This is a genomic window from Comamonas sp. MYb69 (assembly GCF_037479315.1).
In the GTDB taxonomy this organism is placed as follows: Bacteria; Pseudomonadota; Gammaproteobacteria; order Burkholderiales; family Burkholderiaceae_C; genus Comamonas.
This window is the reverse complement of the sequence record NZ_JBBGZG010000001.1, coordinates 90,929-113,069: the sequence shown is the minus strand read 5'-3', so window position 1 is coordinate 113,069 and position 22,141 is coordinate 90,929. Positions and strand designations below refer to the sequence as shown.

At 65.9% G+C, this 22,141-nt stretch carries 20 protein-coding genes; 7 read left to right on the top strand and 13 right to left on the bottom strand.

Annotated features, from left to right (window positions below; genetic code table 11):
- The first annotated feature begins 241 nt into the window (after nt 1–241).
- Nucleotides 242–3,385 carry an excinuclease ABC subunit UvrA gene (gene uvrA / locus WH303_RS00510; protein WP_339516069.1) on the top strand — a complete coding sequence of 1,048 codons (3,144 nt, stop codon included), beginning with the start codon at nt 242–244 and terminating at the stop codon, nt 3,383–3,385.
- Between the two features lie 46 nt (nt 3,386–3,431).
- Nucleotides 3,432–3,893: a GNAT family N-acetyltransferase gene (locus WH303_RS00505; RefSeq protein WP_339516067.1), complete on the top strand. Its 462-nt coding sequence runs from the start codon at nt 3,432–3,434 to the stop codon at nt 3,891–3,893.
- On the opposite strand, the gene WH303_RS00500 is transcribed toward WH303_RS00505, so the two are convergent.
- Entirely contained in the window at nt 3,890–5,047 is a 1,158-nt protein-coding gene (locus tag WH303_RS00500) for a PQQ-dependent sugar dehydrogenase (RefSeq protein WP_445228240.1), read from the bottom strand. The two genes, WH303_RS00505 and WH303_RS00500, sit on opposite strands and share 4 nt — an antisense overlap.
- A gap of 42 nt (nt 5,048–5,089) precedes the next feature.
- Between WH303_RS00500 and WH303_RS00495 the strand changes: the two genes are divergently transcribed.
- A complete protein-coding gene (locus tag WH303_RS00495; protein ID WP_339516065.1) occupies nt 5,090–6,289 on the top strand; it encodes an NAD(P)/FAD-dependent oxidoreductase in 1,200 nt (399 codons plus the stop codon).
- Nucleotides 6,290–6,382: 93 nt separating this feature from the next.
- Nucleotides 6,383–7,324: an EamA family transporter gene (locus WH303_RS00490; protein ID WP_339516063.1), complete on the top strand. Its 942-nt coding sequence runs from the start codon at nt 6,383–6,385 to the stop codon at nt 7,322–7,324.
- Between the two features lie 22 nt (nt 7,325–7,346).
- On the opposite strand, the gene WH303_RS00485 is transcribed toward WH303_RS00490, so the two are convergent.
- On the bottom strand, nt 7,347–8,342 hold the full coding sequence (locus WH303_RS00485; protein ID WP_339516061.1) for a Bug family tripartite tricarboxylate transporter substrate binding protein: 996 nt from the start codon (nt 8,340–8,342) through the stop codon (nt 7,347–7,349).
- A gap of 153 nt (nt 8,343–8,495) precedes the next feature.
- The gene (gene pyrF, locus WH303_RS00480) at nt 8,496–9,317 is read right to left on the bottom strand and encodes an orotidine-5'-phosphate decarboxylase (RefSeq protein WP_339516059.1); all 822 of its coding nucleotides are present in this window, start codon (nt 9,315–9,317) and stop codon (nt 8,496–8,498) included.
- An 84-nt stretch (nt 9,318–9,401) separates the two neighbouring features.
- On the opposite strand from pyrF, the gene WH303_RS00475 reads away from it, so the two are divergent.
- A complete protein-coding gene (locus WH303_RS00475; RefSeq protein ID WP_339516057.1) occupies nt 9,402–10,286 on the top strand; it encodes a DMT family transporter in 885 nt (294 codons plus the stop codon).
- Nucleotides 10,287–10,306: 20 nt separating this feature from the next.
- Here WH303_RS00475 and WH303_RS00470 read toward each other — a convergent pair whose 3' ends face one another.
- The 9 genes from WH303_RS00470 to def all read right to left on the bottom strand — a co-directional run bounded on the left by WH303_RS00470 (nt 10,307) and on the right by def (nt 17,133).
- Nucleotides 10,307–10,825, bottom strand: coding sequence for a DUF2165 family protein (locus WH303_RS00470; protein ID WP_312986826.1), 519 nt, complete (start codon nt 10,823–10,825; stop codon nt 10,307–10,309).
- A gap of 353 nt (nt 10,826–11,178) precedes the next feature.
- Nucleotides 11,179–11,757 carry a FlgO family outer membrane protein gene (locus WH303_RS00465; protein ID WP_021027001.1) on the bottom strand — a complete coding sequence of 193 codons (579 nt, stop codon included), beginning with the start codon at nt 11,755–11,757 and terminating at the stop codon, nt 11,179–11,181.
- Nucleotides 11,754–12,392: a hypothetical protein gene (locus WH303_RS00460; RefSeq protein ID WP_021027000.1), complete on the bottom strand. Its 639-nt coding sequence runs from the start codon at nt 12,390–12,392 to the stop codon at nt 11,754–11,756. The genes WH303_RS00465 and WH303_RS00460 overlap by 4 nt, the downstream gene beginning before the upstream one ends.
- Before the next feature lie 173 nt (nt 12,393–12,565).
- Entirely contained in the window at nt 12,566–13,759 is a 1,194-nt protein-coding gene (locus WH303_RS00455) for a phosphoglycerate kinase (RefSeq protein ID WP_339516054.1), read from the bottom strand.
- 129 nt (nt 13,760–13,888) lie between these two features.
- Complete coding sequence (locus WH303_RS00450; protein WP_339516052.1) at nt 13,889–14,233, bottom strand: AzlD domain-containing protein; 345 nt, start codon at nt 14,231–14,233, stop codon at nt 13,889–13,891.
- Nucleotides 14,230–15,054: an AzlC family ABC transporter permease gene (locus WH303_RS00445; RefSeq protein WP_021026997.1), complete on the bottom strand. Its 825-nt coding sequence runs from the start codon at nt 15,052–15,054 to the stop codon at nt 14,230–14,232. Before WH303_RS00445 ends, WH303_RS00450 begins: the two co-directional genes overlap by 4 nt.
- The gene (gene fmt / locus WH303_RS00440) at nt 15,051–16,034 is read right to left on the bottom strand and encodes a methionyl-tRNA formyltransferase (RefSeq protein WP_339516050.1); all 984 of its coding nucleotides are present in this window, start codon (nt 16,032–16,034) and stop codon (nt 15,051–15,053) included. Before fmt ends, WH303_RS00445 begins: the two co-directional genes overlap by 4 nt.
- Before the next feature lie 51 nt (nt 16,035–16,085).
- The gene (locus tag WH303_RS00435; RefSeq protein WP_339516048.1) at nt 16,086–16,556 is read right to left on the bottom strand and encodes a hypothetical protein; all 471 of its coding nucleotides are present in this window, start codon (nt 16,554–16,556) and stop codon (nt 16,086–16,088) included.
- A gap of 55 nt (nt 16,557–16,611) precedes the next feature.
- Entirely contained in the window at nt 16,612–17,133 is a 522-nt protein-coding gene (def, locus tag WH303_RS00430; protein ID WP_021026994.1) for a peptide deformylase, read from the bottom strand.
- Between the two features lie 171 nt (nt 17,134–17,304).
- On the opposite strand from def, the gene WH303_RS00425 reads away from it, so the two are divergent.
- Nucleotides 17,305–18,528, top strand: coding sequence for a LysM peptidoglycan-binding domain-containing protein (locus WH303_RS00425; RefSeq protein WP_021026993.1), 1,224 nt, complete (start codon nt 17,305–17,307; stop codon nt 18,526–18,528).
- Nucleotides 18,529–18,558: 30 nt separating this feature from the next.
- Complete coding sequence (gene dprA / locus WH303_RS00420; protein ID WP_339516046.1) at nt 18,559–19,731, top strand: DNA-processing protein DprA; 1,173 nt, start codon at nt 18,559–18,561, stop codon at nt 19,729–19,731.
- A gap of 11 nt (nt 19,732–19,742) precedes the next feature.
- Here the strand turns inward: dprA and WH303_RS00415 are convergent, their stop codons facing one another.
- Nucleotides 19,743–22,115 (bottom strand): DUF1631 family protein, encoded by a 2,373-nt coding sequence (locus WH303_RS00415; RefSeq protein ID WP_339516045.1) that lies wholly within the window; start codon nt 22,113–22,115, stop codon nt 19,743–19,745.
- Nucleotides 22,116–22,141 lie beyond the last annotated feature (26 nt).

The following is a 22,141-nucleotide window of genomic DNA, read 5'->3' as shown; positions in this document are numbered from 1 at the left end:
CCAGCGGCAAGTGTAGAGCGCAGCCGCAAGCCCTGCTGGCAGACGGAATCTCTGCGCCCAGCAGCGCATCAGAAACCATAGCTAGGCGCAAAGCTGCAGCAAGCCCTCACCTCGGTTTTGGCGCCAGACAGCGGGCCATGCCCCTGGGTTTATCCGCAACGCATGTGCAGCGATACCCGGCAGATTGCACAACGAATGGGCAGGCTGGCTATCATGAGGGGTTTTGGATCCTGAAGCCCACATGCCACCACGCACCCCCACCGACCCTTCCGCTGCCATCGACCTGCACCATGAACTCGGCCTGTCCGAGGCGCAGCAGGACGACAGCCGCTACCTGGGCGCGCGGCTGGCACACAGTCGCATCGCCATCCGTGGCGCGCGCACGCACAACCTCAAGAACATCGACCTGGACATTCCTCGCCACCAGCTGGTGGTGATCACCGGCCTGTCGGGCTCGGGCAAGTCCAGCCTGGCCTTTGACACCTTGTATGCCGAAGGCCAGCGCCGCTATGTCGAGAGCCTCTCGGCCTATGCGCGCCAGTTTCTGGGCCGGCTGGACAAACCCGATGTCGACCTGATCGAGGGCCTGTCACCGGCCATCTCGATCGAGCAGAAGGCGACCAGCCACAACCCGCGCTCGACCGTGGGCACGGTCACCGAAATCCATGACTACCTGCGCCTGTTGTATGCCCGCGCAGGCACGCCGTTCTGCCCCGACCACAACCTGCCGCTGGCGGCCCAGACCGTCAGCCAGATGGTCGACGCCGTGCTGGCCCTGCCCGAGGACACCAAGCTGATGATCCTGGCACCGGTGGCACGCGGCAAGAAGGGCGAGTTCGTCGAGCTGTTTGCGCAGATGCAGGCGCTGGGCTATGTGCGCTTTCGGGTCGATGGCCAGATGTACGAGCACGAGACCCTGCCCGCACTGGCCAAGAACGAGAAGCACGATGTCGATGTGGTCATCGACCGCGTCAAGGTGCGCGCCGGGCTGCAGCAACGCCTGGCCGAAAGCATTGAGGCGGCACTGCGCGTGGGCGGCAACGAAGGCAATGGCCGCGTGCTGGCGCTGGAGATGGACACCGGCGAAGAGCATCTGTTCAGCAGCAAGTTCTCCTGCCCAGTCTGCAGCTATGCGCTGGCCGAGCTGGAGCCGCGCCTGTTCTCCTTCAACTCGCCCCAGGGCGCCTGCCCATCCTGCGATGGCCTGGGCCTGCACGAGGTGTTCGATGTCGAGCGCGTGGTGGCTTTCCCCACGCTCAGCCTGGCCAGTGGCGCCATCAAGGGCTGGGACCGGCGCAATGGCTACTATTTTGCGATGCTCGAGAGCCTGGGCCGCCACTACAAGTTCGACATCGAGCAGCCTTTCGAGAGCCTGCCCGAGGCGGTGCGCCAGGTGGTGCTGTATGGCTCGGGCGACGAAGAGATTGCCTTCAAGTACGAGCTGGCCAGCGGTGAGAACGCGGGCAAGATGGTCACCAAGAAGCACCCGTTTGAAGGCATCCTGCCGAACATGACGCGGCGCTACCGCGAGACCGATTCGAGCATCGTGCGCGATGAGCTGGCCCGCTACCAAAGCGTGCAGCCCTGCCCCGACTGCCACGGCGCGCGCCTGCGCCGCGAGGCGCGCTTTGTGCGCGTGGGTGATGGCGACCAGGCCCGTGCGATCCAGGACATCAGCCAGGTCACCCTGAGCGAGGCCCACGCCTGGTTCAGCACCGTGCAGCTGACGGGTGCCAAGGCCGATATTGCCGCGCGGGTGATCCAGGAAATCAGCACGCGGCTGCAGTTCCTCAACGATGTGGGCCTGACCTACCTGAGCCTGGCGCGCAGCGCCGAGACGCTCTCGGGCGGTGAGGCGCAGCGCATTCGCCTGGCCTCGCAGATCGGCTCGGGCCTGACGGGCGTGATGTATGTGCTCGACGAGCCCTCGATCGGCCTGCACCAGCGCGACAACGACCGCCTGATCGCCACCTTGCAGCACCTGCGTGACATCGGCAACAGCGTGATCGTCGTCGAGCACGACGAGGACATGATGCGCGCGGCCGACCAGATCATCGACATGGGCCCGGGCGCCGGCGTGCACGGCGGCCAGATCATGGCCCAGGGCCGCTACGCCGACATCTGCGCCCACCCGCAGTCGCTCACCGGCCAGTACCTGAGCGGCCAGAAATCGATTGCCGTGCCCACGCGCCGCACGCCCTGGCTGCCGGTGCTGGCCAGCACCGTGGGGGCACCCGTGGGCAAAGCCGCAGCGGACAAGGGCGGATCGCAGTTCCCTACCGTGCGCACCTCGCTGGAGAAAAAGCCCAGCGGAAAAGCCAGCAGCAGCGCCAAGGGCCGCAGCGTGCAGGAAGCGGCTGCCCCCGCCGAAGTGGACCCGCATGCGGTGCAAAGCCTGCGCCTGGTGGGCGCCAGCGGCCACAACCTGCGCGATGTGACGGTCGATTTTCCCGTCGGTCTGTTCACCTGTGTCACCGGCGTCTCGGGCTCGGGCAAATCGACCCTGGTCAACGACACCTTGTATGCGGCAGCGGCCCACAAGATCAACCGCGCCCAGGGCGATGTTGCGCCCTACCAGGAGATCGAAGGCCTGGACTATTTCGACAAGGTCATCAATGTGGACCAAAGCCCGATTGGCCGCACGCCGCGCAGCAACCCGGCCACCTACACCGGCCTGTTCACGCCCATCCGCGAGCTGATGGCCGAGACCAACACCGCCAAGGAGCGCGGCTATGGCCCAGGGCGCTTCAGCTTCAATGTGGCCGGCGGCCGCTGCGAAGCCTGCCAGGGCGATGGCATGGTCAAGGTGGAGATGCATTTTCTGCCCGATGTCTATGTGCCCTGCGACATCTGCCACGGCCAGCGCTACAACCGCGAAACCCTGCAGGTGCAGTGGAAGGGCCGCAATATTGCGCAGATCCTGGAGATGACGGTGGAAGACGCGCACGACTTCTTCCGCGATGTGCCCACCATTGCCCGCAAGCTGCAAACGCTGCTGGATGTGGGGCTGAGCTATATCCGCCTGGGCCAGAGCGCCACGACCTTGTCGGGCGGCGAGGCCCAGCGCGTCAAGCTGGCGCAGGAGCTCTCCAAACGCGACACCGGCCGCACGCTCTACATCCTCGATGAGCCGACCACCGGCCTGCACTTTGCCGATATCGACCTGCTGCTCAAGGTGCTGCACCAGCTGCGCGATGCGGGCAACACGATTGTCGTCATCGAGCACAACCTCGACGTCATCAAGACGGCCGATTGGGTCATCGACATGGGGCCCGAAGGCGGCGCTGGCGGCGGGCAGCTGGTGGCCCAGGGCACGCCCGAGCAAGTGGCCGCCAACCCGGCCAGCCATACCGGGCGCTATCTGGCGCCTTACCTCCAGCGCTGAGGCAGCTTGCCGCACGTCAACGAACCAGTCCATCCCCACTGCAGCCATGCCAGCAAACCTGATTTTCCGCACCGCAACCCTGGCCGATCTGCCCGCCATCATTGCGCTGCTCGCCGATGATGCGCTGGGCCGCGAGCGCGAGGTGCTGGCCGACCCGCCCGATGCGCGCTATATCGCGGCCTTTGACGCGATCTGCGCCGATACCAACCAGCGCCTGGTGGTGGCCGAGCTGGACGGGCAAGTGGTGGGCACGCTGCAGCTGTCCTTTGTACCCGGCCTGTCACACACGGGGGCCTGGCGCGGCCAGATCGAATCGGTGCGCATTGCCGCGCAGCTGCGCGGCGCCGGCGCGGGCCAGCAGATGCTGGAATGGGCCGTGGCGCAGTGCCGGGAGCGGGGCTGCACAGTGGTGCAGCTGACCACCGACAAAAGCCGGGCCGATGCCCACCGCTTTTACGAAAAGCTGGGCTTTGTGCCCAGCCATCTGGGTTTCAAGCGCAAGCTTTAACTGCCCGAGGGCTCCAGCCGAATCAGCTTGCCATCAGGCCCATCGGTCAGCAGGTAGACCAGGCCATCGGCGCCTTGGCGCACATCGCGGATGCGCTCGCCCAGCGATTCGTAGAGCCGTTTCTCGCCCGTCACCTTGCCGTCCTTGACCGCCAGCTGGGCAACGCTGCGCGACTTGAGGCCGCCCACCAGCAGGCTGCCCTTCCAGGCCGGGCCATAGCGGTCGCTCGTGACAAAGGCCATGCCCGAAGGCGCAATGCTGGGCACCCAGTAGTGCAAGGGCTGCTCCATGCCGGCCTTTTGCGTGCCTTCGCCGATCTTGCCGCCGCCGTATTCCTCGCCATAGGTGATCACCGGCCAGCCATAGTTCTTGCCGGGCTGGGGCCGGTTGATCTCGTCGCCGCCCTGCGGGCCGTGCTCGTGCTGCCACAGGCTGCCATCGGCGGCGACGGCCAGGCCCTGGCTGTTGCGGTGGCCGTAGCTGTAGATCTCCGGCAGCGCATCCTGGCGGCCTGCATAAGGGTTGTCATTGGGCACGCTGCCATCCTTGGCAATGCGCACCAGCTTGCCGTGGTGGTTGTTCAGGGTCTGGGCATCGTTGCGCTGCGAAAAGCGGTCCCCCAGGCTGAGGAACAGGTTGCCATCGGGCGCCTCGGCGATGCGGCAGCCAAAGTGGGCATTGCTCCTGGCCTTGGGGCGCTGGCTGAACAGCACTTTGACGTCTTCCAGTTGGCGCTCATTGGCGGAGATGCGCGCCGAGGCCAGTGCCGTGCTGTTGGTGCCCGCCTGGGGCCCGGCTTCGCTGAAGCAGAAATAGATGCGGCGGTTGCTGGCGAACTGGCTGTCGGCCACCACATCGAGCAGGCCGCCCTGGCCGGCATCGACCACCTTGGGCACGCCTTGCAGCTCGGACTGCTTGCGGCCATCGGCATCAAGCAGCCAGAGCTTGCCGCCGCGCTCGGTCAGCAAAAAGCGTTTGTCCGGCAAGGGCGCAATGGCCCAGGGGTTGAGGTAACCGCTGCCTACAACCGTGGGCTTGGGCAGCACGGGCGCCGCCGTCTGCGCTTGCGCATTGCTGACGGCGCAGATGGCCAGCAGCCCGCTGGCGCCCAGCGCCCATGAATAAAAACCCTTGCGTGCTTGTTTCTGTCTCATGTTTGCCCTTTGCGAAGTGCCTCTGACCTTACCATGCTGACCATGGAAACCCCCAACAGTTCCCCTTCGGCCTCCCCTAGCGCATCCGCTTCTGCCGCCGCCAGCCCGGCAGTCTGGGATTTTGTCGTGATCGGCGCCGGCATGGCCGGCAGCGCCACCGCCTGGCACCTGGCTGCCAGCGCCCAGGTGCTGGTGCTGGAGCAGGAATCGCAGCCCGGCTACCACACCACCGGCCGCTCGGCCGCGCTGTTTGAGGAGCACTATGGCCCCACCCAGGTGCAGGCGCTTACCCGGGCCAGCCGCCAGTTTTACGAGCAGCCGCCTGCCGACTTTGCCGAGCATGCGCTGGTCAGCCCCCGGGGCGTACTGTATGTGGCAACGCCCGCGCAGTTGCCCGCGCTGCAAGCCGCCTACGACGAGGCACGCCAGCACTCGCCCAGCGCGCGCTGGCTGGACAAGACCGAACTGAAGGCCTTTTTGCCGGCCTTGAACACCGAGGTGCTGGAAGCCGGATTTACCGACGATGGCGCCCGCGATATCGATGTGCATGCGCTGCACCAGGGCTTTTTGAAGGGCATGCGCCGGCGTGGCGGCCAGCTGTGGAACGATGTCCGGGTGCAGGGCCTGCACTGGGATGCCAGCGCCGGCCACTGGCAGATCAGCCTGGCCGATGGCCGCCAGCTGCTGGCGCGCCATGTCGTCAATGCCGCCGGCGCCTGGGCCGATGAACTGGGCCAGATGGCTGGAGCGGCCGCCATTGGCCTCACACCCAAGCGCCGCAGCGCCTTCACCTTTGCGATGCCCGAAGGCATGGACGGCCAGCACTGGCCGGCCGTCATCGATATTGGCGAGCAGTGGTACTTCAAGCCCGATGCCGGCCAGTTGCTGGGCTCGCCCGCCAATGCCGATGCCACCCACCCGCATGATGTGCAGCCCGAGATGCTGGACATTGCCGAGGGCATTGACCGCATCATGCAGGCCAGCCATTTCGACATCCGCCGCCCCAGCCACAGCTGGGCGGGCCTGCGCTCCTTTGTCGCCGATGGCGAGATGGTGATCGGCTGGGATGGCCAGGCGCCGCAGTTTCTGTGGGTGGCGGCGCAAGGCGGCTACGGCATCCAGAGCGCCTATGGTTACGGCCTGCTGGCGCGCAACCTGGCCTTGCAGGAGCCGCTGGACCCGGCGCTGGCCAGCCAGGGTGTGCAGCCTGAGGCTCTGTCGCCCACGCGCCATTTGCGCTGAATAGCGCAGTGCCAGCACGCAGCTGCGCTTGCTGGCACACTGCTGGAAAACCTTGAATAACATCCGGCGCTGCGCACACCAGCGCCTCCAGCCATGTCCGCTTCCAGCTCCCCTGTCCCCTTTCGCCCTACGGACCTCGCCTTGGCGCTGGTCGTGGTGGTGGTCTGGGGCATCAACTTTGTCATCATGAAATGGGGCCTGCAAAGCCTGACCCCGTTCGAGCTGGGCGCCCTGCGCTACCTCTGCGCGGCCTTTCCGCTGGTGCTGTTCATCAAGCCGCCGCGCGTGCACTGGCGCTGGGTGGTGCTGTTTGGCCTGCTGCAGGGCGTGGGCCAGTTTGGCTTCTTGTTCACCGCACTCAAGGTGGGCATGACGGCATCGCTCGCCAGCGTGGTGCTGCAGACCCAGGTGTTTCTCACCGCCGTCTGGACCTGGGTGCTGCTGCGCGAGCGGCCCGGCCGCCCGTTGGTGGCCGGCATGGGCATTGCCGCGCTCGGCCTGGCCTGCCTGCTGATCAATGAGCTGCGCAGCAATGGCGCTGGTGGCACCACCTTGGCCGGCCTGCTGCTGGTGCTGTGCGCGGCCACATCCTGGGCCTGCTCCAACGTGGTGGTGCGCCTGGCGCAAAAGGAAAACGCCCGCTACGACCCGGTGAGCTTTATTGCCTGGAGCAGCCTGATGCCGATTCTGCCCTTCATCGGGCTGAGCGCCGCACTGGACGAGGGCAGCGTGGGCAAGTGGCTGCAGGCAGAGACCTGGCAGCAGATTCCCGGGCTGGCCTGGATGTCGATCGCCTACCTGGGCTGGGTGGCCACCATCGTCGGCTATGGGCTGTGGACCAGGCTGATCCAGCGCTACTCGGCCAACCGGGTGGCGCCCTTTAGCCTCTGCGTGCCGGTCATTGGCCTGACCACCGGCATGCTGGTGCTGGGCGAGACAGTGACCGGCTGGCAGTGGGCCGGCGCGATGTTTGTCGTGCTGGCGCTGGTGGTCGTGGTTTGGGGCGGCCGCTGGCTGCAGGCGGCGCGGCGCTAAGCTGCGCCCAACGAGACCGCGCTCAGCGGTCCTCGATCTTCGCGGTATCGACGATCTGCTGGTACTTGGCCACCTGGGCCTTCAAGAAGGCGCCCATGTCCTGGCCGGGCGCGGCCACCACATTGCCACTGGCTTCGAGCTTGGCGCGAAAGCTGGGCGACTGCAGCATGTCATCGATGGCCGCACGCAAGGCCTTTTGCACCTGCGGGGGCAGCTTGGCCGGGCCCATCAGCGCAAACCAGCTGTTGATATCGACCCTCGCAAACGCCGAGGTCTCGGCCAAGGCGGGGATATCGGGCGTGACGCTGGAGCGCTTGGCCTCGGTCGTGCCCAGCGCCACCACCTTGCCGGCGCGGATATGCGGCAGCCCCGAGGACAGCACAAACACGCCAAAATCCAGGCTGCCGCCCAGGAGGTCATTGGTCAGCGGAGCCACGCCCTTGTAGGGCACATGGGTCATCGCCACATCGCCGGCCTGCTGCACCATCTCACCGGCGATGTGCAAGGCCGTGCCCACGCCCGAGCTGCCATAGCTGTACTTGCCCGGGTTCTGGCGCAGCAGGCTGAGGAACTCCTGCGTGTTCTTGACGCCGCTGGCCTGCGAGGCAACCAGCACCATGGGCTGGGTCGCCACCAGGCTGATGGGCGTGAAATCCTCGAACACCCGGTACTTGATGGCCTTGTTGATCAGCGGCGCAATCGCCATCTCGTTGTTGGCCGACAGCAGCAGGGTGTAGCCGTCGGCCGCCGCCCGGGCCACCTTTTGCGCGCCGATGGCGCCACCGGCACCACCCAGGTTCTCGATCACCACCGGTTGCTTGAGCCGCTGCGCCAGCTCGGTGCCGACCATGCGGCCGACTGCATCGGTGCTGCCGCCGGGCGGGTAGGCAATCACCAAGGTGATGGCCTTGTTCGGGTAATGCGCAGCCGCTTGCGCGCCTGCCGCCATGCTGGCCGCCAGCACCAGCAGACCCAGGCAGGCCATCCGGCGCGGGCGAGAGAAAAGCATAGGGAGCATCGGAAGTCCTTGTGGCGGTGGAAAAGGCGTCAGAAGAAAAGCGGCAGGCGCATTGTGTCTTGGCCCAAGAAGCCCCCGCACTATTCCGGAAAAAGAAGCAGGGTCCGTGCCAGCCTGCAGCACGGACCCTGTCGTTCTTGGCGTGGAGGCCGCTCAGTCCACGGCGTTGAGCAGATCGCGGGTCTGGATCGCAGCGGCGCGCGCCGCGCTGGCAAAGTCTTCGCCACTGCTCGCATACAAAATGGCGCGCGAGGAGTTGATGATGATCGGGCCGCCGCCAATGCGGGCCGCCTTGACGGTGGCCACCGCATCGCCGCCCTGCGCACCGACGCCGGGAATCAGCAGCGGCAGGTGGGGGGCGACGGCGCGCACGCGCTCGATCTCTTGCGGGCGGGTGGCACCGACGACCAGGCCCAGCTGGCCATTGGTGTTCCAGGGGCCCTGGGCCAGGCGCGCCACATGCTCGAACATCTGCGGCTGGCCGGGCACATCGGCCAGGGTCTGGGCCTGCAGGTCGTCCCCACCGGGGTTGGAGGTGCGGCACAGCAGGAAGGCGCCCTTGCCCTCGTACTTCAGGTAGGGCGTGATGGAGTCAAAGCCCATGAAGGGCGACAAGGTCACCGCGTCCGCCCCATAGCGCTCAAAGGCTTCCTTGGCGTACTGCTCGGCGGTCGAGCCGATGTCGCCGCGCTTGGCGTCGAGAATCACCGGCACCTGGGGCGCCACGCGGCGCATATGGGCCATCAGTTTTTCCAGCTGGTCCTCGGCGCGGTGCGCTGCAAAGTAGGCGATCTGCGGCTTGAAGCTGTTGACCAGGTCATGGGTGGCATCGACGATGGCTGCGCAAAAATCATAGATCTTGCTGGCATCGCCGCGCATCGCGGCGGGAAAACGGCTGGGTTCCGGATCCAGGCCCACGCACAGCATGGAGTTGTTTTGGGTGGCTGCGGCGCGCAGCTGGTCGATAAAAGGCATGGGCGCTATTGTAAAAGCTGGCCGTGCCAGGGCCTTCGCAGAGCTGACTGCGTCGCACGGGGATTGCAGGCACAATCGCGCCCCATGCCTACCCTGTCGAGACAACAACTGGTGATCCTGTGCCTGCTGACCCTGGTCTGGGGGCTGAACTGGCCGGTGATGAAGACGGGGGTGCTGCACTTCCCGCCGCTGAGCTTTCGCGCGCTGTCGATGCTGATCGGCCTGCCGCTGCTGGCGCTGGGCCTGCTGGTGCTCAAGGTGCCGTTCCGGCTGGAGCGCCGCTACTGGGGGCCACTCGTGGTGCTGGGCTTTTTCAACATGGTGATGTGGCACACGCTGATCATCGTGGCGATTCCGCTGTTGCCCAGCGGCCGGGCAGCGATCCTGGGCTATACCATGCCTATTTTTTCAGCAGCGCTGGGCGCGCTGTTCTTCAGCGACCGGCTGCCGCCGCGCGCCTGGCTGGGCGTGGCCGCTGCCGCTGGCGGCGTATTGCTGCTGCTGTGGAACGAGATGGACAAGCTGGGCGGCAAGCCCACCGGCGTGGCGCTGATGCTGCTGGCAGCGGCCAGCTGGGCATTGGGCACCCAGCTGCTGCGCCGCACCCGCATCCCGGCGCCCACCTTGACCCTGGCCTTCTGGATGACGGTGATGACCACCGGCTGCCTGTGCCTGCTGGCCACGCTGCTGGAGCGCCCGCGCTGGCATGCGCCTGACCCCGTCGCCTGGGGCACCATCCTGTTCAATGCGGTGCTGGTGATCGGCTTTGCCCAGGTGGCCTGGTTCTTTCTGGTGCGAACCTTGCCGCCGCTGGCGTCCACTTTGAGCGTGATGCTGATCCCCGTGCTGGGCGTCTTCAGCGGCGCCTGGTGGCTGGGCGAGATCCTGCACTGGCAGGACTGGACGGCGGTGGCCTTGATGGTGCTGGCCATCGCCTCGGTGCTCTGGCCCAGCCGGGCGCGCCGCTGAGCCAGGCCAGGTCGCGGGTATCAGCGGCCTGCGGATTGCGTGGGCGAGGCCAGGCTGTCGTTGTCCATCGTCAGGTAGACCAGCACCAGCAGCAGGGTGATAAAGAAGCGGAAGGCATCGGGCACGCCATTCCATTCCTTGGACATCCACATGCCAAACCACTCACCGCCCACCGACATAAAGCCCACCTGCCAGGTGAGAAAGCCCAGGGTCAGCCCGGCAATCGCCCATTTTTTGGCAGCGCGAAATCCGGCCGCATCGGCATGGCGGGCGCGCAAGAGCTGGCTGCCGCCGACCCAGCACAGCAGCGCCGTCAGCGTCTCCAGCGCAATGATGCCGGCATAGCCTAGGTGGTGGATCCATTCCGCATCGATGGCGCGGTAGAGGATGCCGTTGCCCGGGAAGGTGGTGTCCATCAGGAACACATGGTGCACAAAGGCAAAGTTGGTGGCGTAGTCGGTGATATTGCCAAAAGCCACCAAGGTGGCAAAGAAAGCCATGGCCAGCACCAGGGCGGACTTGGACAGACGAATCATCATTCGAAGCTCCAGACGTGAGAGTGTGAGAGAGGGATAGGAAAAGACAGACGGATGCCGTGGCGCCGAACAGCAAGGCTCGGCACCTGATCCATCAAAAGGGTGCCAACGCGGGGTTGGCGGGGAGGTGTGCAAAAAGCACGCAGGCGCGCAGATCGGGACTGGAAAACCTGAAGCCGGCAGCGGGTCTGGGAAACACGCAGGCCAACCGGATCGAATGTCGCGCCAGGAAGGAGGCTGGATTCTGCCAGCCCGCTGTGGAGGCTGTCAACGCTGGCCGATCCGGCCATAAAAAAACGCACGGCCCCAAGGGGAGTGCGTTCTTTGTTCCAACCGGGCTGCGGCCCGGTGGTTGATCAGCGAGGCGCGTTCAGCAAACGGGTCACATCGCGGTCATTGGGCAAGGCATAGTCATAGCCCGACAGGATGCGGCTGTCTTCGGTACGCACCAGCTTGAGGCTGACGTAGGTGAAGTTGGCAGCCGGCGAGAAGGTGCCGACCAGCACCATCGAGGCGTTCTGGCTGCGGGCAATGTCACGCATCTCGCGCGACAGCAGCAGCTCGCCGGTGCCTTCACGCACATACAGATCGGTGCGCAGCTTGACTTCCTTGACGTGGAAGCCCCGGGCGGCCATCTGGTTGGCGTAGATCTCGGACAAGGTGCGGCCCAGTGGCGACGAGGCGCCCATGTTGTTCACATTGACCACGGTGGCTACCAGCACAGGGCCGGTACCGGTCGACTGGGGAGCGACCGAGGCGGTCAGCTTGTTGATCGCATCCTGGCTGTTGGCCAGGAAGACGCTGGCGTCGGCAGCCTGGTAGGTCGGCTCACTGCGCACCGTGCTCACGGGCTGGGCAGGATCCATCCAGCTGGCGCAACCGGCCAGCACAGCGGCAGAGGCCACAGCGGCCAGGGTGGTCAGACGCTGCATCATTTGCCCACCACCTTCATGTTGACGGCGCGGTAGGCTTCGGTCTTGGCGAACTGGCCGACGGTGGCGTTGTCAACATAGTAGACATTGGACTTGCGCGCGACATACTGGCCCTGGCGCAGCACCGTGGTGGTCAGCAGCACTTCGGAGTACGCCGGGGCACCTGCGATGGTGGCGGCCTGGTAGTCGGTGCCGATGGTCGGGCTCACGCCGGCGACGACCTGGCCGTTGTCGCCTTCATAGGCCCAGTTGCCCGCTTGTTGCAGGTTGTGGTGCACGACCTTGGCGTCGTAGCTCACTTCGAGCTGCTGGCCGGGGGTGGTGTAGACCGATGCGCCGTGCTGCACCAGCTTGGTCACGACCAGGTCGTGGAACACGCTGTCAAAGGCGCTAGCGTTCTGTGGCAGGGCCACATACAAAGGCGTCTTGGCGTTCAGACCATTGCGCTCCAGGGTGGCCAGCGTGTCGGCCACCACGTCGCTGGCCATCAGGTCCCAGTGGCCCGCAGCGCGCACCTTCATCTGGGTTGGTTGTGCATAGTTGGCGCCGTATGGAACGGGCGCCTCTACCGCGCAACCCGTCAACGCAAGCACGGCGCTTGCCAGCGCCGCCGCTCCGATGGTCTTTTTCAAAGCCATGTTTCCCTCCTCGGAATTAGATAGCCGACGGGCCAACACCCGCCCAGGCTTGCATCCATTGTTGTAGATGTGGTGCTACCAAGACAAGTGAAACGATCCAAAGTGCGAGTAGAGCCACGCATTTTGTTGTTTTTGCTCACACTTTAGAAACGCCATTTGTCCACTGAATAAGCTCAGCCTGCCGCGCGTTTTTGCAGAATCTCGAAAGCTGGCAAGGTCTTGCCTTCCAATACTTCCAAAAAGGCACCGCCGCCGGTGGAGATATAACCAATCTTGTCCTCGATGCCGTACTTGGCAATGGCCGCCAAGGTATCACCGCCACCGGCAATGCTGAAGGCGGGCGACTGGGCAATGGCCTGGGCCAGGGTTTCGGTGCCATGTGCAAACGCATCGAACTCGAACACGCCCACCGGGCCGTTCCAGACGATGGTGCCGGCCTTCTTGAGCTGCTCGGCCAGGCGGGCGGCCGTCTCGGGGCCGATATCGAGGATCAGGTCGTCATCAGCCACGTCGGTGGCGCGCTTGGTGGTCGCCTCGGCGTCGGCCGCAAAGGTCTTGGCCACCACCACATCGGTCGGAATCGGCACATCGGCGCCGCGTGCGGCCATGGCATCGATCACGGCCTTGGCGTCACCCACCAGGTCGGCCTCGGCCAGCGATTTGCCAATGTTCAGGCCTGCCGCCAGCATGAAGGTGTTGGCAATGCCGCCGCCGACGATCAGCTGGTCCACCTTGCTGGACAGCGCCTGCAGGATGGTCAGCTTGGTCGAGACCTTGGAGCCCGCGACAATGGCGACCAGCGGGCGCGCCGGCGCGGCCAGTGCCTTGGTGATGGCATCGATCTCGGCCGACAGCAGCGGGCCGGCGCAGGCAATCTTGGCGTACTCGGCAATGCCGTAGGTCGTGCCTTCGGCGCGGTGGGCCGTGCCAAAGGCGTCGTTCACATAGATGTCGCACAGCTGGGCGAGCTTTTGCGCCAGCGCCGGCAGGTTCTTCTTCTCGCCGACATTGCTGCGGCAGTTCTCCAGCATCACGACCTGGCCGGGGGCCACGGTGACGCCACCCACCCAGTCAGCGATCAGCGGCACCTCACGGCCCAGCAGCTGGCCCAGGCGCTGGGCGACCGGGGCGAGCGAGTCCTCAGGCTTGAACGCGCCCTCGGTGGGGCGGCCCAGGTGGCTGGTCACCATCACGGCGGCGCCAGCCTTGAGCGCCATCTCGATCGCAGGCACCGAGGCGCGCACGCGCGTGTCTTCGGTGATCTCGCCCGCGTCATTGAGCGGCACATTCAGGTCGGAGCGGATAAAAACGCGTTGGCCTTGCACCTTGCCTTGGGCACACAGGTCGGAGAAACGAAGGATATTCATGGGAATGGCTACCAAAGAGTCTAGAAACTGGGGCGCGCGCCATGCAGGGGCCTGCGCATGGCCGCCATTGTAGAGGCCTGCCCAGCCCGCCCCAAGCAGCGGGTCGCGCTCGCGTCTCTCAGCCTCGGCTTACCAGCCCAGGCCGATATGCAGCGGCAGGTAGACCGCCATGCCCACCACAATCGTGCCCAGGATGCCGCGCTTCTTGAAGTAATAGATGGTCGCGCAGATCACCGCCGGAATGCGGGCATCGAGCACGGTGTCGGTCAGCTCGCCCTTGACCATCAACAGCTCGGGCGCAATGACGGCCATCAACGCGGCCAGCGGCGCGTATTTGAGGCCGCGCTTGAGCCAGTCGGGCAAGGGCAGCTCGTTCTTCGGGATCATGAAGAACGCGCGGGTGACCACGGTGATGACGGTCAGGCCCACGATGGCGGTGAGCTGGTAGAGCAGATCCCAGTCGTCCTGGCTCATCGCACATGCTCCTCACGCACGGGCACGGCCGTGGTGCCATCGTCGGGCTGCTCGGGCCCGGGCGATGGCAGGGGTTTGTTCTTGGCCACGACCACGATCTTGGGCTTGCGCCCGCGCTGGTCCACCGCCTCGACCAAGAGGCCGATCGTGACCGCACAGGCAATCGCCACCAGGATATTGAGCTTGAGCGGAATGCCATAGGCCGCAATCGCCGCCGTCGCGGCCACCAATGCCGCCACCTTGGTGGCGCGGTCGATCAGCATCGAATAGAGCACACCCAGCAGTGCCAGCACGCCGGCAAAGCCCAGGCCCCATTCCAGCGGTACCACATTGGCCAGCAAGATGCCGGCAATCGAGAAGCCCTGCCAGGTCACAAAGTTGAGCGACGAGGCGCCCCAGAAGTAGTAGACCTGCTGGGGCTTGGCCACCGGCGCGGTGTAGCGGCGCATAAAGGCGACAAAGATCACATCACCGCTGAAGTAACCAATGCAGAGCCGGTGCCACAGCGGCAGATGGGCAAAATAGCTGCGCCACATGCTCGACAGAATGACAAAGCGCAGGTTCACGCAGGCGGCGGTGAACCAGACCACCCACATCGGCGAGCCCATCGCCATCAGCGGCAGCACGGCCAGCTGGGCGCTGCCGGCATAGACCACCAGGGACATGAAGATGGCCATCGGCGCGGAGATACCCGCCTTGACCATGGCCACACCGGTGACCAGCGCCCATGCGGCAATGCCCACGGCCGTGCCCGACATGTCGACCACGCCGGCACGGAAACTGGGGTGGTCGATGGCGCGGCGCCGGTGGTGCAGGCTCATGGAGCCGCCACGGAGAGCCTGTCGTCACCCAACACCTGGCCGGGTTGCAGCGCATGGCCGCGCAGAAAATCGGCCGCCTGCAAGCGCTTGCCACCGGGCCGCTGCAGTTCGCTGATGCGCAAGGCACCTTCGCCGCAAGCCACCTCAATGCCCTGGCCATCGGCCGCCAGCACCTGGCCGGGAACGGCATCGGCGGGCGCATGCCGCTCGGGCTGTGCTGCCCAAATCTTGACCACCTCATCACCGACGCGGGTCGAAGCAGCCGGAAAGGGGTTGAAGGCGCGCACACGGCGGTCAATCTGCTCGGCGCTCAGCGTCCAGTCGATGGTGCTTTCGGCCTTTTCAATCTTGTGCGCGTAGGTGATGCCTTCTGCCGGTTGCGGCTCGCGCTGCAAACGGCCCTCGGCGCTCAAGGCCAGCGCCTGCACCAGCATGCGGCCGCCCAGCTCTGCCAGCTTGTCGTGCAGGCTGGCGGTGGTGTCATCGGCGGCAATGTCCAACGCTTCGACCAGGCACATGTCGCCGGTATCGAGGCCCGCATCCATCTGCATGATGGTGACGCCGGTCTGGGCATCGCCCGCCTCGATCGCGCGGTGGATGGGTGCGGCGCCGCGCCAGCGCGGCAGCAGGCTGGCGTGGATGTTGAGGCAGCCCTTGGCGGGCAAATCCAGCACCCATTGCGGCAGGATCAGGCCGTAGGCGGCGACGACCATCACATCGGGCTGTGCCGCCAGCAGCGCCGCGCGTGCAGCAGCCGCTTCTTGCGGGTATTTGCCATCGAGCCGCAGGCTGAGCGGCTGGCTGACGGCGATACCGTGCGCCAGCGCGCATTGCTTGACCGGAGAGGCCTGCAGCTTCATGCCGCGGCCGGCGGGCCGGTCGGGCTGGGTCAGCACCAGCGGCACCTCGTGACCGGCGGCCAGCAACTGCTCGAGAGCCACACGGGCAAATTCCGGCGTGCCGGCAAAAACTACTTTCATGTCTTTTTTTAGGTAAGAGGCCAGTTGCGATCAGGCCACGCTGACCGGCTGTCAATCGCGCTGGCGGGGCTCGGGCAAAGGCTCATCCATGAACATCAGCTTTTGCACCACACCTTGCGGATCGATATGCACATGCGCGAATCGCTTGATGCCATTGTCCCAGAATCGGTAGGTCCAGACCTGTCCCGTGAAGCTCCAGACCCGGGTGGTTTCCATCGGCGGGCCAAAATCCTGCAGCAACTGCTGCTCGCTGAACTGGCCCATTGGGATCGCGCCGAAGTTCTCGGCCGTCAGCACCTGGGTGGTGGTCTGCAGTTGGCCATCGGCGCCAAAGCGCAGCTGGTAGGCCTCGCGCCCCATCGGCTGGGTGGTGTAGAGCCAGCGCTCAGCTCCGCCGTCGAGCTTTTTGACGGTATTGGCAGGGCCGAGCTTGCTCAGCACCTCCTGCTGCGGGGTGCCGGGCTTGAACTGGGTGGGATAGGCACAGCCCGCCAGGGCGGCGCACAGGATGAGCAATGCCATCGCGCCCCACGCGCGGCCGGGCAGCCAGCTCCGTGAAGATCGCGCCGTGCCCATATCAGCCCTTGGCGTCGGCCAGCTCGCGCTTTTGCTGCTTGACCAGCTTGGACTTGATGCGGTTGCGCTTGAGGGGCGAGAGGTACTCGACAAACACCTTGCCCAGCAGGTGGTCCATTTCATGCTGGATGCAGATGGCCAGCAGGCCTTCGGCGTCGATCTCGCGGCTGTTGCCGTTCTCATCGAGTGCCCGGATCTTGACCGCCACCGAGCGCTCGACACCGTCATAAATGCCGGGCACGGACAGGCAGCCTTCGTCGCCGACCTGCTTTTCATCGCTGGCCCAGAGGATTTCCGGGTTGATGATGGTCATGGGCTCGTTGCGCTCTTCAGAGACGTCGATCACCACCACGCGCTCATGCACGTCGATCTGCGTGGCTGCCAGGCCGATACCGCTGGCGTCGTACATGGTGGCCAGCATGTCCTGGACCAAGGTACGGATGCGGTCATCGACCACGGCCACGGGCTTGGCGACCTTGTGCAGACGGGGATCGGGGTAGCAGAGAATCGGGAGGATAGACATAGTTTTCGCTCTTGAATGTCGTTATTTTCGCCACTTTTGCGCTTCAATGCCCAGATGGCTTGCAATAATCATTGATCGATCAAGGGCTTGGCCCGAGAATCAGAGGCAATTACAAACATTGACAGCAGGCCCACTGTGGCCTGCCAGCGACTGAGAGGGAGTCACCCGGCCATGCGAGCATCCACCACGCCCCTGTTCCACCAGCTGCGCAGCAGCGCCGTTGCAGTCGCCTGCATGGCCTGCGCCGGCATGAGTGCCTGGGCCGCCACCCCGGCCGCGCAGTTGCCGGTCACCGCGCAGCAGCGCAGCACCGCCCAGCAAGTGGCGGCGCAGGGCATCCCCGAGGCCGACCTGGTCGCCAATGCGCCTGAGAGCTACGTGGTCAAGCGGGGCGATACGCTGTGGGATATCTCGCGCATCTACCTGCAGCAGCCCTGGCGCTGGCCGGCACTGTGGGGCATGAACCTGCAGGCCATCGCCAACCCGCACCTGATCTACCCCGGCCAGACCCTGTACCTGGAGCGCCGCAATGGCATGGCGCGCCTGGTCACCTCGCGCTCAGGGGAGGACGAAGTCATCCGCATCTCGCCGCGCGTGCGCAGCGAGAGCCTCTCGGGCACCGCGCTGCCTGCCGTCAACCAGCGCCTCATCGAGGCCTTCCTGGTCGAGCCCGAAGTGCTGGCCGCCGGCGAGAGCGAAAAAGCCCCGCGCCTGGTCGGTGCCGCGCAAGAGCGCGCCCTGCTGTCGCCGGGCGACCGCGTCTATGGCCGCTCGGCTGACCAGTCGCTGGAGACGGGCCAGGAGCGCCAGTACTACCGCGTGTTCCGCAATGCCGTGCCGATGGTCGACCCCGAAAACAATGCCGTGCTGGGCTATGAAGCCCAGTACCTGGGCAAGGTCCAGGTGATGGCCGGTGAGCGCAAGGAGACAACGCTGGATGCCAAGGGGAATGCCCACACCGACCCGGTGCCCGCATCGCTGGACATCACGTCGGTGAAGGAAGAAATCCGCATCGGCGACAAGCTGCTGCCGATGCCGCGCGCCAATGTCACCAGCTATGTGCCGCATGCGCCCGATGAGCACCTGCAAGGCAGCGTCGTGTCCATCTATGGCAGCAACAGCGTGGCCTATGCCTCGCGCAACAACGTGATCGCCATCAACCGGGGCCAGGCCGACGGCGTCGAGCTCGGCCATGTCTTCCGCCTGATGACGCGCGGCGCGCGCATCAAGGACAAGACCGACAGCGACCAGACCGTCATCAAGCTGCCCAACGAGGCCAATGGCCTGGCCATGGTGTTCCGCACGTTCGACAAGGTGTCCTACGCGCTGATTCTGGAAGCCAAGGAAGGCGTGAAGGTGGGCGACTCGCTGATCTCGCCCGACTACCGCCCCTGATACGGGTAACCGGGAAGGCGGCTCTTGCCCATGACCGAACAAGAGCTGCATGACTGGTTGCGCCTGAGTGCCACGCCCGGCCTGGGCAATACCGCTATCCGGCGGCTGCTCGCGCGTTTTGGGCTGCCCGCTGACGTGCTGGCCCAGACCAGCGCCGCGTTGGAGAGCTGCATCACGCCCGAGCAAGCCCGGGCGCTGCACCACCCCAGCCCCGAGCTGCAAGCGCTGCAGGCGGCCACCTGGGCCTGGCTGACCAGCGCGCCCGCCCCTTTGCAGCGCCATGTGCTGACCCTGGGCGATGCCGATTACCCGGCGTCCTTGTTGGAAACCGCCGACCCGCCGGTGCTGCTCTACATCACCGGCCATGCACGCTGGTTTGGCGCGCAAGGGCTGGCCTGGCCGCACCGGGCGCTGGCGCTGGTCGGCAGCCGCAACCCCACGCCCCAGGGCGAGCTCAATGCCCGCGCTTTTGCGCAGACCCTCGCGCGCCAGGGCGTGACCGTCATCTCCGGCCTGGCGCTGGGCATTGACGCCGCCGCCCATGCGGGCGCGCTGGAGGCCGCAACGGCGACGCAGCCCGCCACCATTGCCGTGATCGGCACCGGCATCGACCGGGTCTACCCCCGGGCCAACCACCCATTGGCCGCGCAGATTGCCGAGCAGGGCTGGATCGTCAGCGAATACCACCTGGGCACGCCCCCGCTGGCGCAGAACTTTCCCAAGCGCAACCGGCTGATTGCCGGCCTGGCCTGCGGCACCTTGGTGGTCGAGGCCGCGACCGCCTCCGGCTCCCTGGTCACCGCCCGCCTGGCCAGCGAGCAGGGGCGCGAGGTCTTCGCCATCCCCGGCTCCATCCATGCGCCGCAAAGCAAAGGCTGCCATGCGCTGATCCGCCAGGGCGCCAAGCTGGTGGAATCGGTGGAAGATATTCTGGAAGAGCTGCCGGCGCTGGGCGGTGCAGCCGCGCGGGCGCCAGCTGCAGAACCTGCCCCAGCGGCCGCGCCTGGCGCAGCGGCCAGCAACGACAAGAATGACCAGGGTTTGCTCCAAGCGCTGGGCTTTGACCCGGTCGATCTGGACAGTCTGTGCAGCCGCACCGGCATCGATATCGCCAGCCTGCAGATCCAGCTGCTGGAGCTCGAACTCCAAGGCCAGGTGGCGCGCCTGCCCGGCGGCTTGTTCCAGCGCCTGGCGGCAGGCTAGATCCAGCAGCCTTACTGCAGGAGCCGCTCGGGGTTGGCCTCGATCTTGGCCAGCGCATCGCGCGCGGCGCGCGCGGTGATGCCTTCGGCATCGCGCGGCAGCAACAGGCCGGCCTGCAGGTAGTGGCCCATGCGCCGCATCTGGAAGAGAAAGCACGAGCCGCTCAGCGCTGCAAACAGATGCAGCTGCTTGTGCTGGCTGTGCCAGACATACTGCACCTGCAGCGGGCTGGCATTGTGGTCCAGCAGGAACCAGTTGCCCAGCGACAGGTTTTTCGCCCACTCCAGCACTTCGGGCTGTACCAGCGCACCATCATCGGCAATCACCTGGATGCTGCTGGTGTCGATGCCCAGCATCAGCTCGATGCTCTCGGCGCTGAGCGGGTACTCCTCGGTCACCACCTCATCAAGGGCATCTTCCAGATGGGCCAGGCGCTCAGCCAGCGCAATGATGCGCTCCTGCGGGATCTCATTGGTCTTGGCCAGGAAGGCCTCGGCCACGATGTCCATCAGGCTCTTGATCATCTCGTCCTGGCGCTCACCGACGATGTTCGACAAGGTCAAACCCTGGCGCAGCACGGTTTGCAACAGCGGCAACTGGCGGATCACCTTGGCGCGCTCTTCCTTGCTGGGCTTGGCCGACGCCGACCAGACCAGGTCCAGCGCGGCTTTCTTGAATTTTTGCGTGTTCTCGTGCTCGGCGCCAAAGCGGATGGCCGACATGGCCAGCACATCGGACCACTGCTTGAACAGGAATTCGCGCACATCGCTGTCCACCGGCATCTCCAGCAGCATGTCGCGCAGCTGGATCGTGTACTGGATGGCCAGCGTTTCCTTTTGCTCGATCTGCTGGGCCAGGCTCACCAGCTCGCGCGCGGTGGCAGTCTGGCCGGTCAGGTTCTTTTCGAGGAATTTCTGGAATTCCTTGAGCACCAGCTGGAACACGCGGCTGCCGGTGTCCGGGTACTGCTCGATGACCTGCACCACCCGCTTGACCTCGGCCTCCAAGGTCGTGCCATTGAGCGCAGCGGCCTCAAAGCCCAGCACGCAGGCGCCCATGCGGTCGATCAGCTGGCGCGCGGGGTGCTCGGTGTCGTTGAAGAACGCCGGCTCGGCCAGCGCCACGCGCAGCACCGGCACCTGCAGGCGTGCAAACCAGATGCGGATACCGGCCGGGATGCGGTCTTCGTTCAGGATGCTCTGGAACATCAAGGCGATGATCTCGATGATCGCCTTTTCCTCGTCGGACGAGGCCACGCTCTTGAGTGCCGACGATTGCTGGCGCACCGCCAGTGCCACCGGCGCCACCACCTGTCCGGGGTCAAAATCATCATCGGCCGGCGCGGTATGGAACCAGGCCGACTGGATCGCCGTGGGCGGCGAGACCAGCGCATGCTGCAGCGCTGGCGAGATCACATAGCCGCCAGCGTCTCCCAGGGAGGCGCGCACCGAGGTCGGCCCGCCATTGGAGCGGCTGCCAGCGACATTCTGCAAAAAGCCCCGCAGCTGCGCCAATACGCCCTGGCTCTTCTGGCGGGCTGCACCCATGGCCACCCAACCGGGGGCACCGGCGCCGCCAGCTGGCATCAGGCCCGAAGGCATGCTGGCCGCACCCGAGGCCGCGCCTGCGGCCCCTTGCGCTGCAGCCATGCCGCCCGCCTGCTGGGCGGCAGCGGCTGCCGCAGCAGCTGCCGCCGGTGCATGGCGCTCGCTTTCAGTGCGTTTGATGCGGTAGCTGCGCAGCTCGTCTTCGCTGGCCGCGCCTTGCTCGTCATAGAAGCGCCGCACCGCCGTGTAGCCGCTGATGCCCAGGGGCGCCAGCGCTTCGAGCATCGGCGTCCAGAGCAGGTCCAGCGTCTTGCGGCTGAGGCCCGCGGCTTCCCAGGCTTCGATCAGCCGCAGGCACCAGGTCTCGGGGCGCAGCGCGTCAGCTGGGCCCAGCTCCTGGTCTTCCAGAAACTGGGTCACGCGGCGCACGCTGTCCAGCTCCAGCGCCACCAGCTCCAGCAGCTGGGCTGCCAGGCGCGAGGCGATGATGCGGCCTTCGATGGCCTCGTTGCTGACCAGCTCGAAGCTGGTGATGGTGGGGGGCGCTGCCACCGGCTCGGGGGCCGGCTCGCCCGCCAGCAGGCTTTGGCGCAGCAGCCTGTTGGCGCTGTCCAGCCAGGCTTGCTGGCGGCTGTCAAACTCGGTAATGGCAGCCGACAGCGCGACATGCGAGCGGGCGGGATCGGTACTGGGCCGCGCCATGATCTGGAGCAGCTCGGCGCGCAAGCGCGCTGCCACCCCGGGCAGACCCACGCACAAGCCCCCGACAAATCTCAGCCGCGCTTCACGGGCGAGCTTTTTTTGCCAGGTGCGATGGTGCGAAGGTGCAACAGCCACAGAAATCCCATCCCTTATCGGTCTGC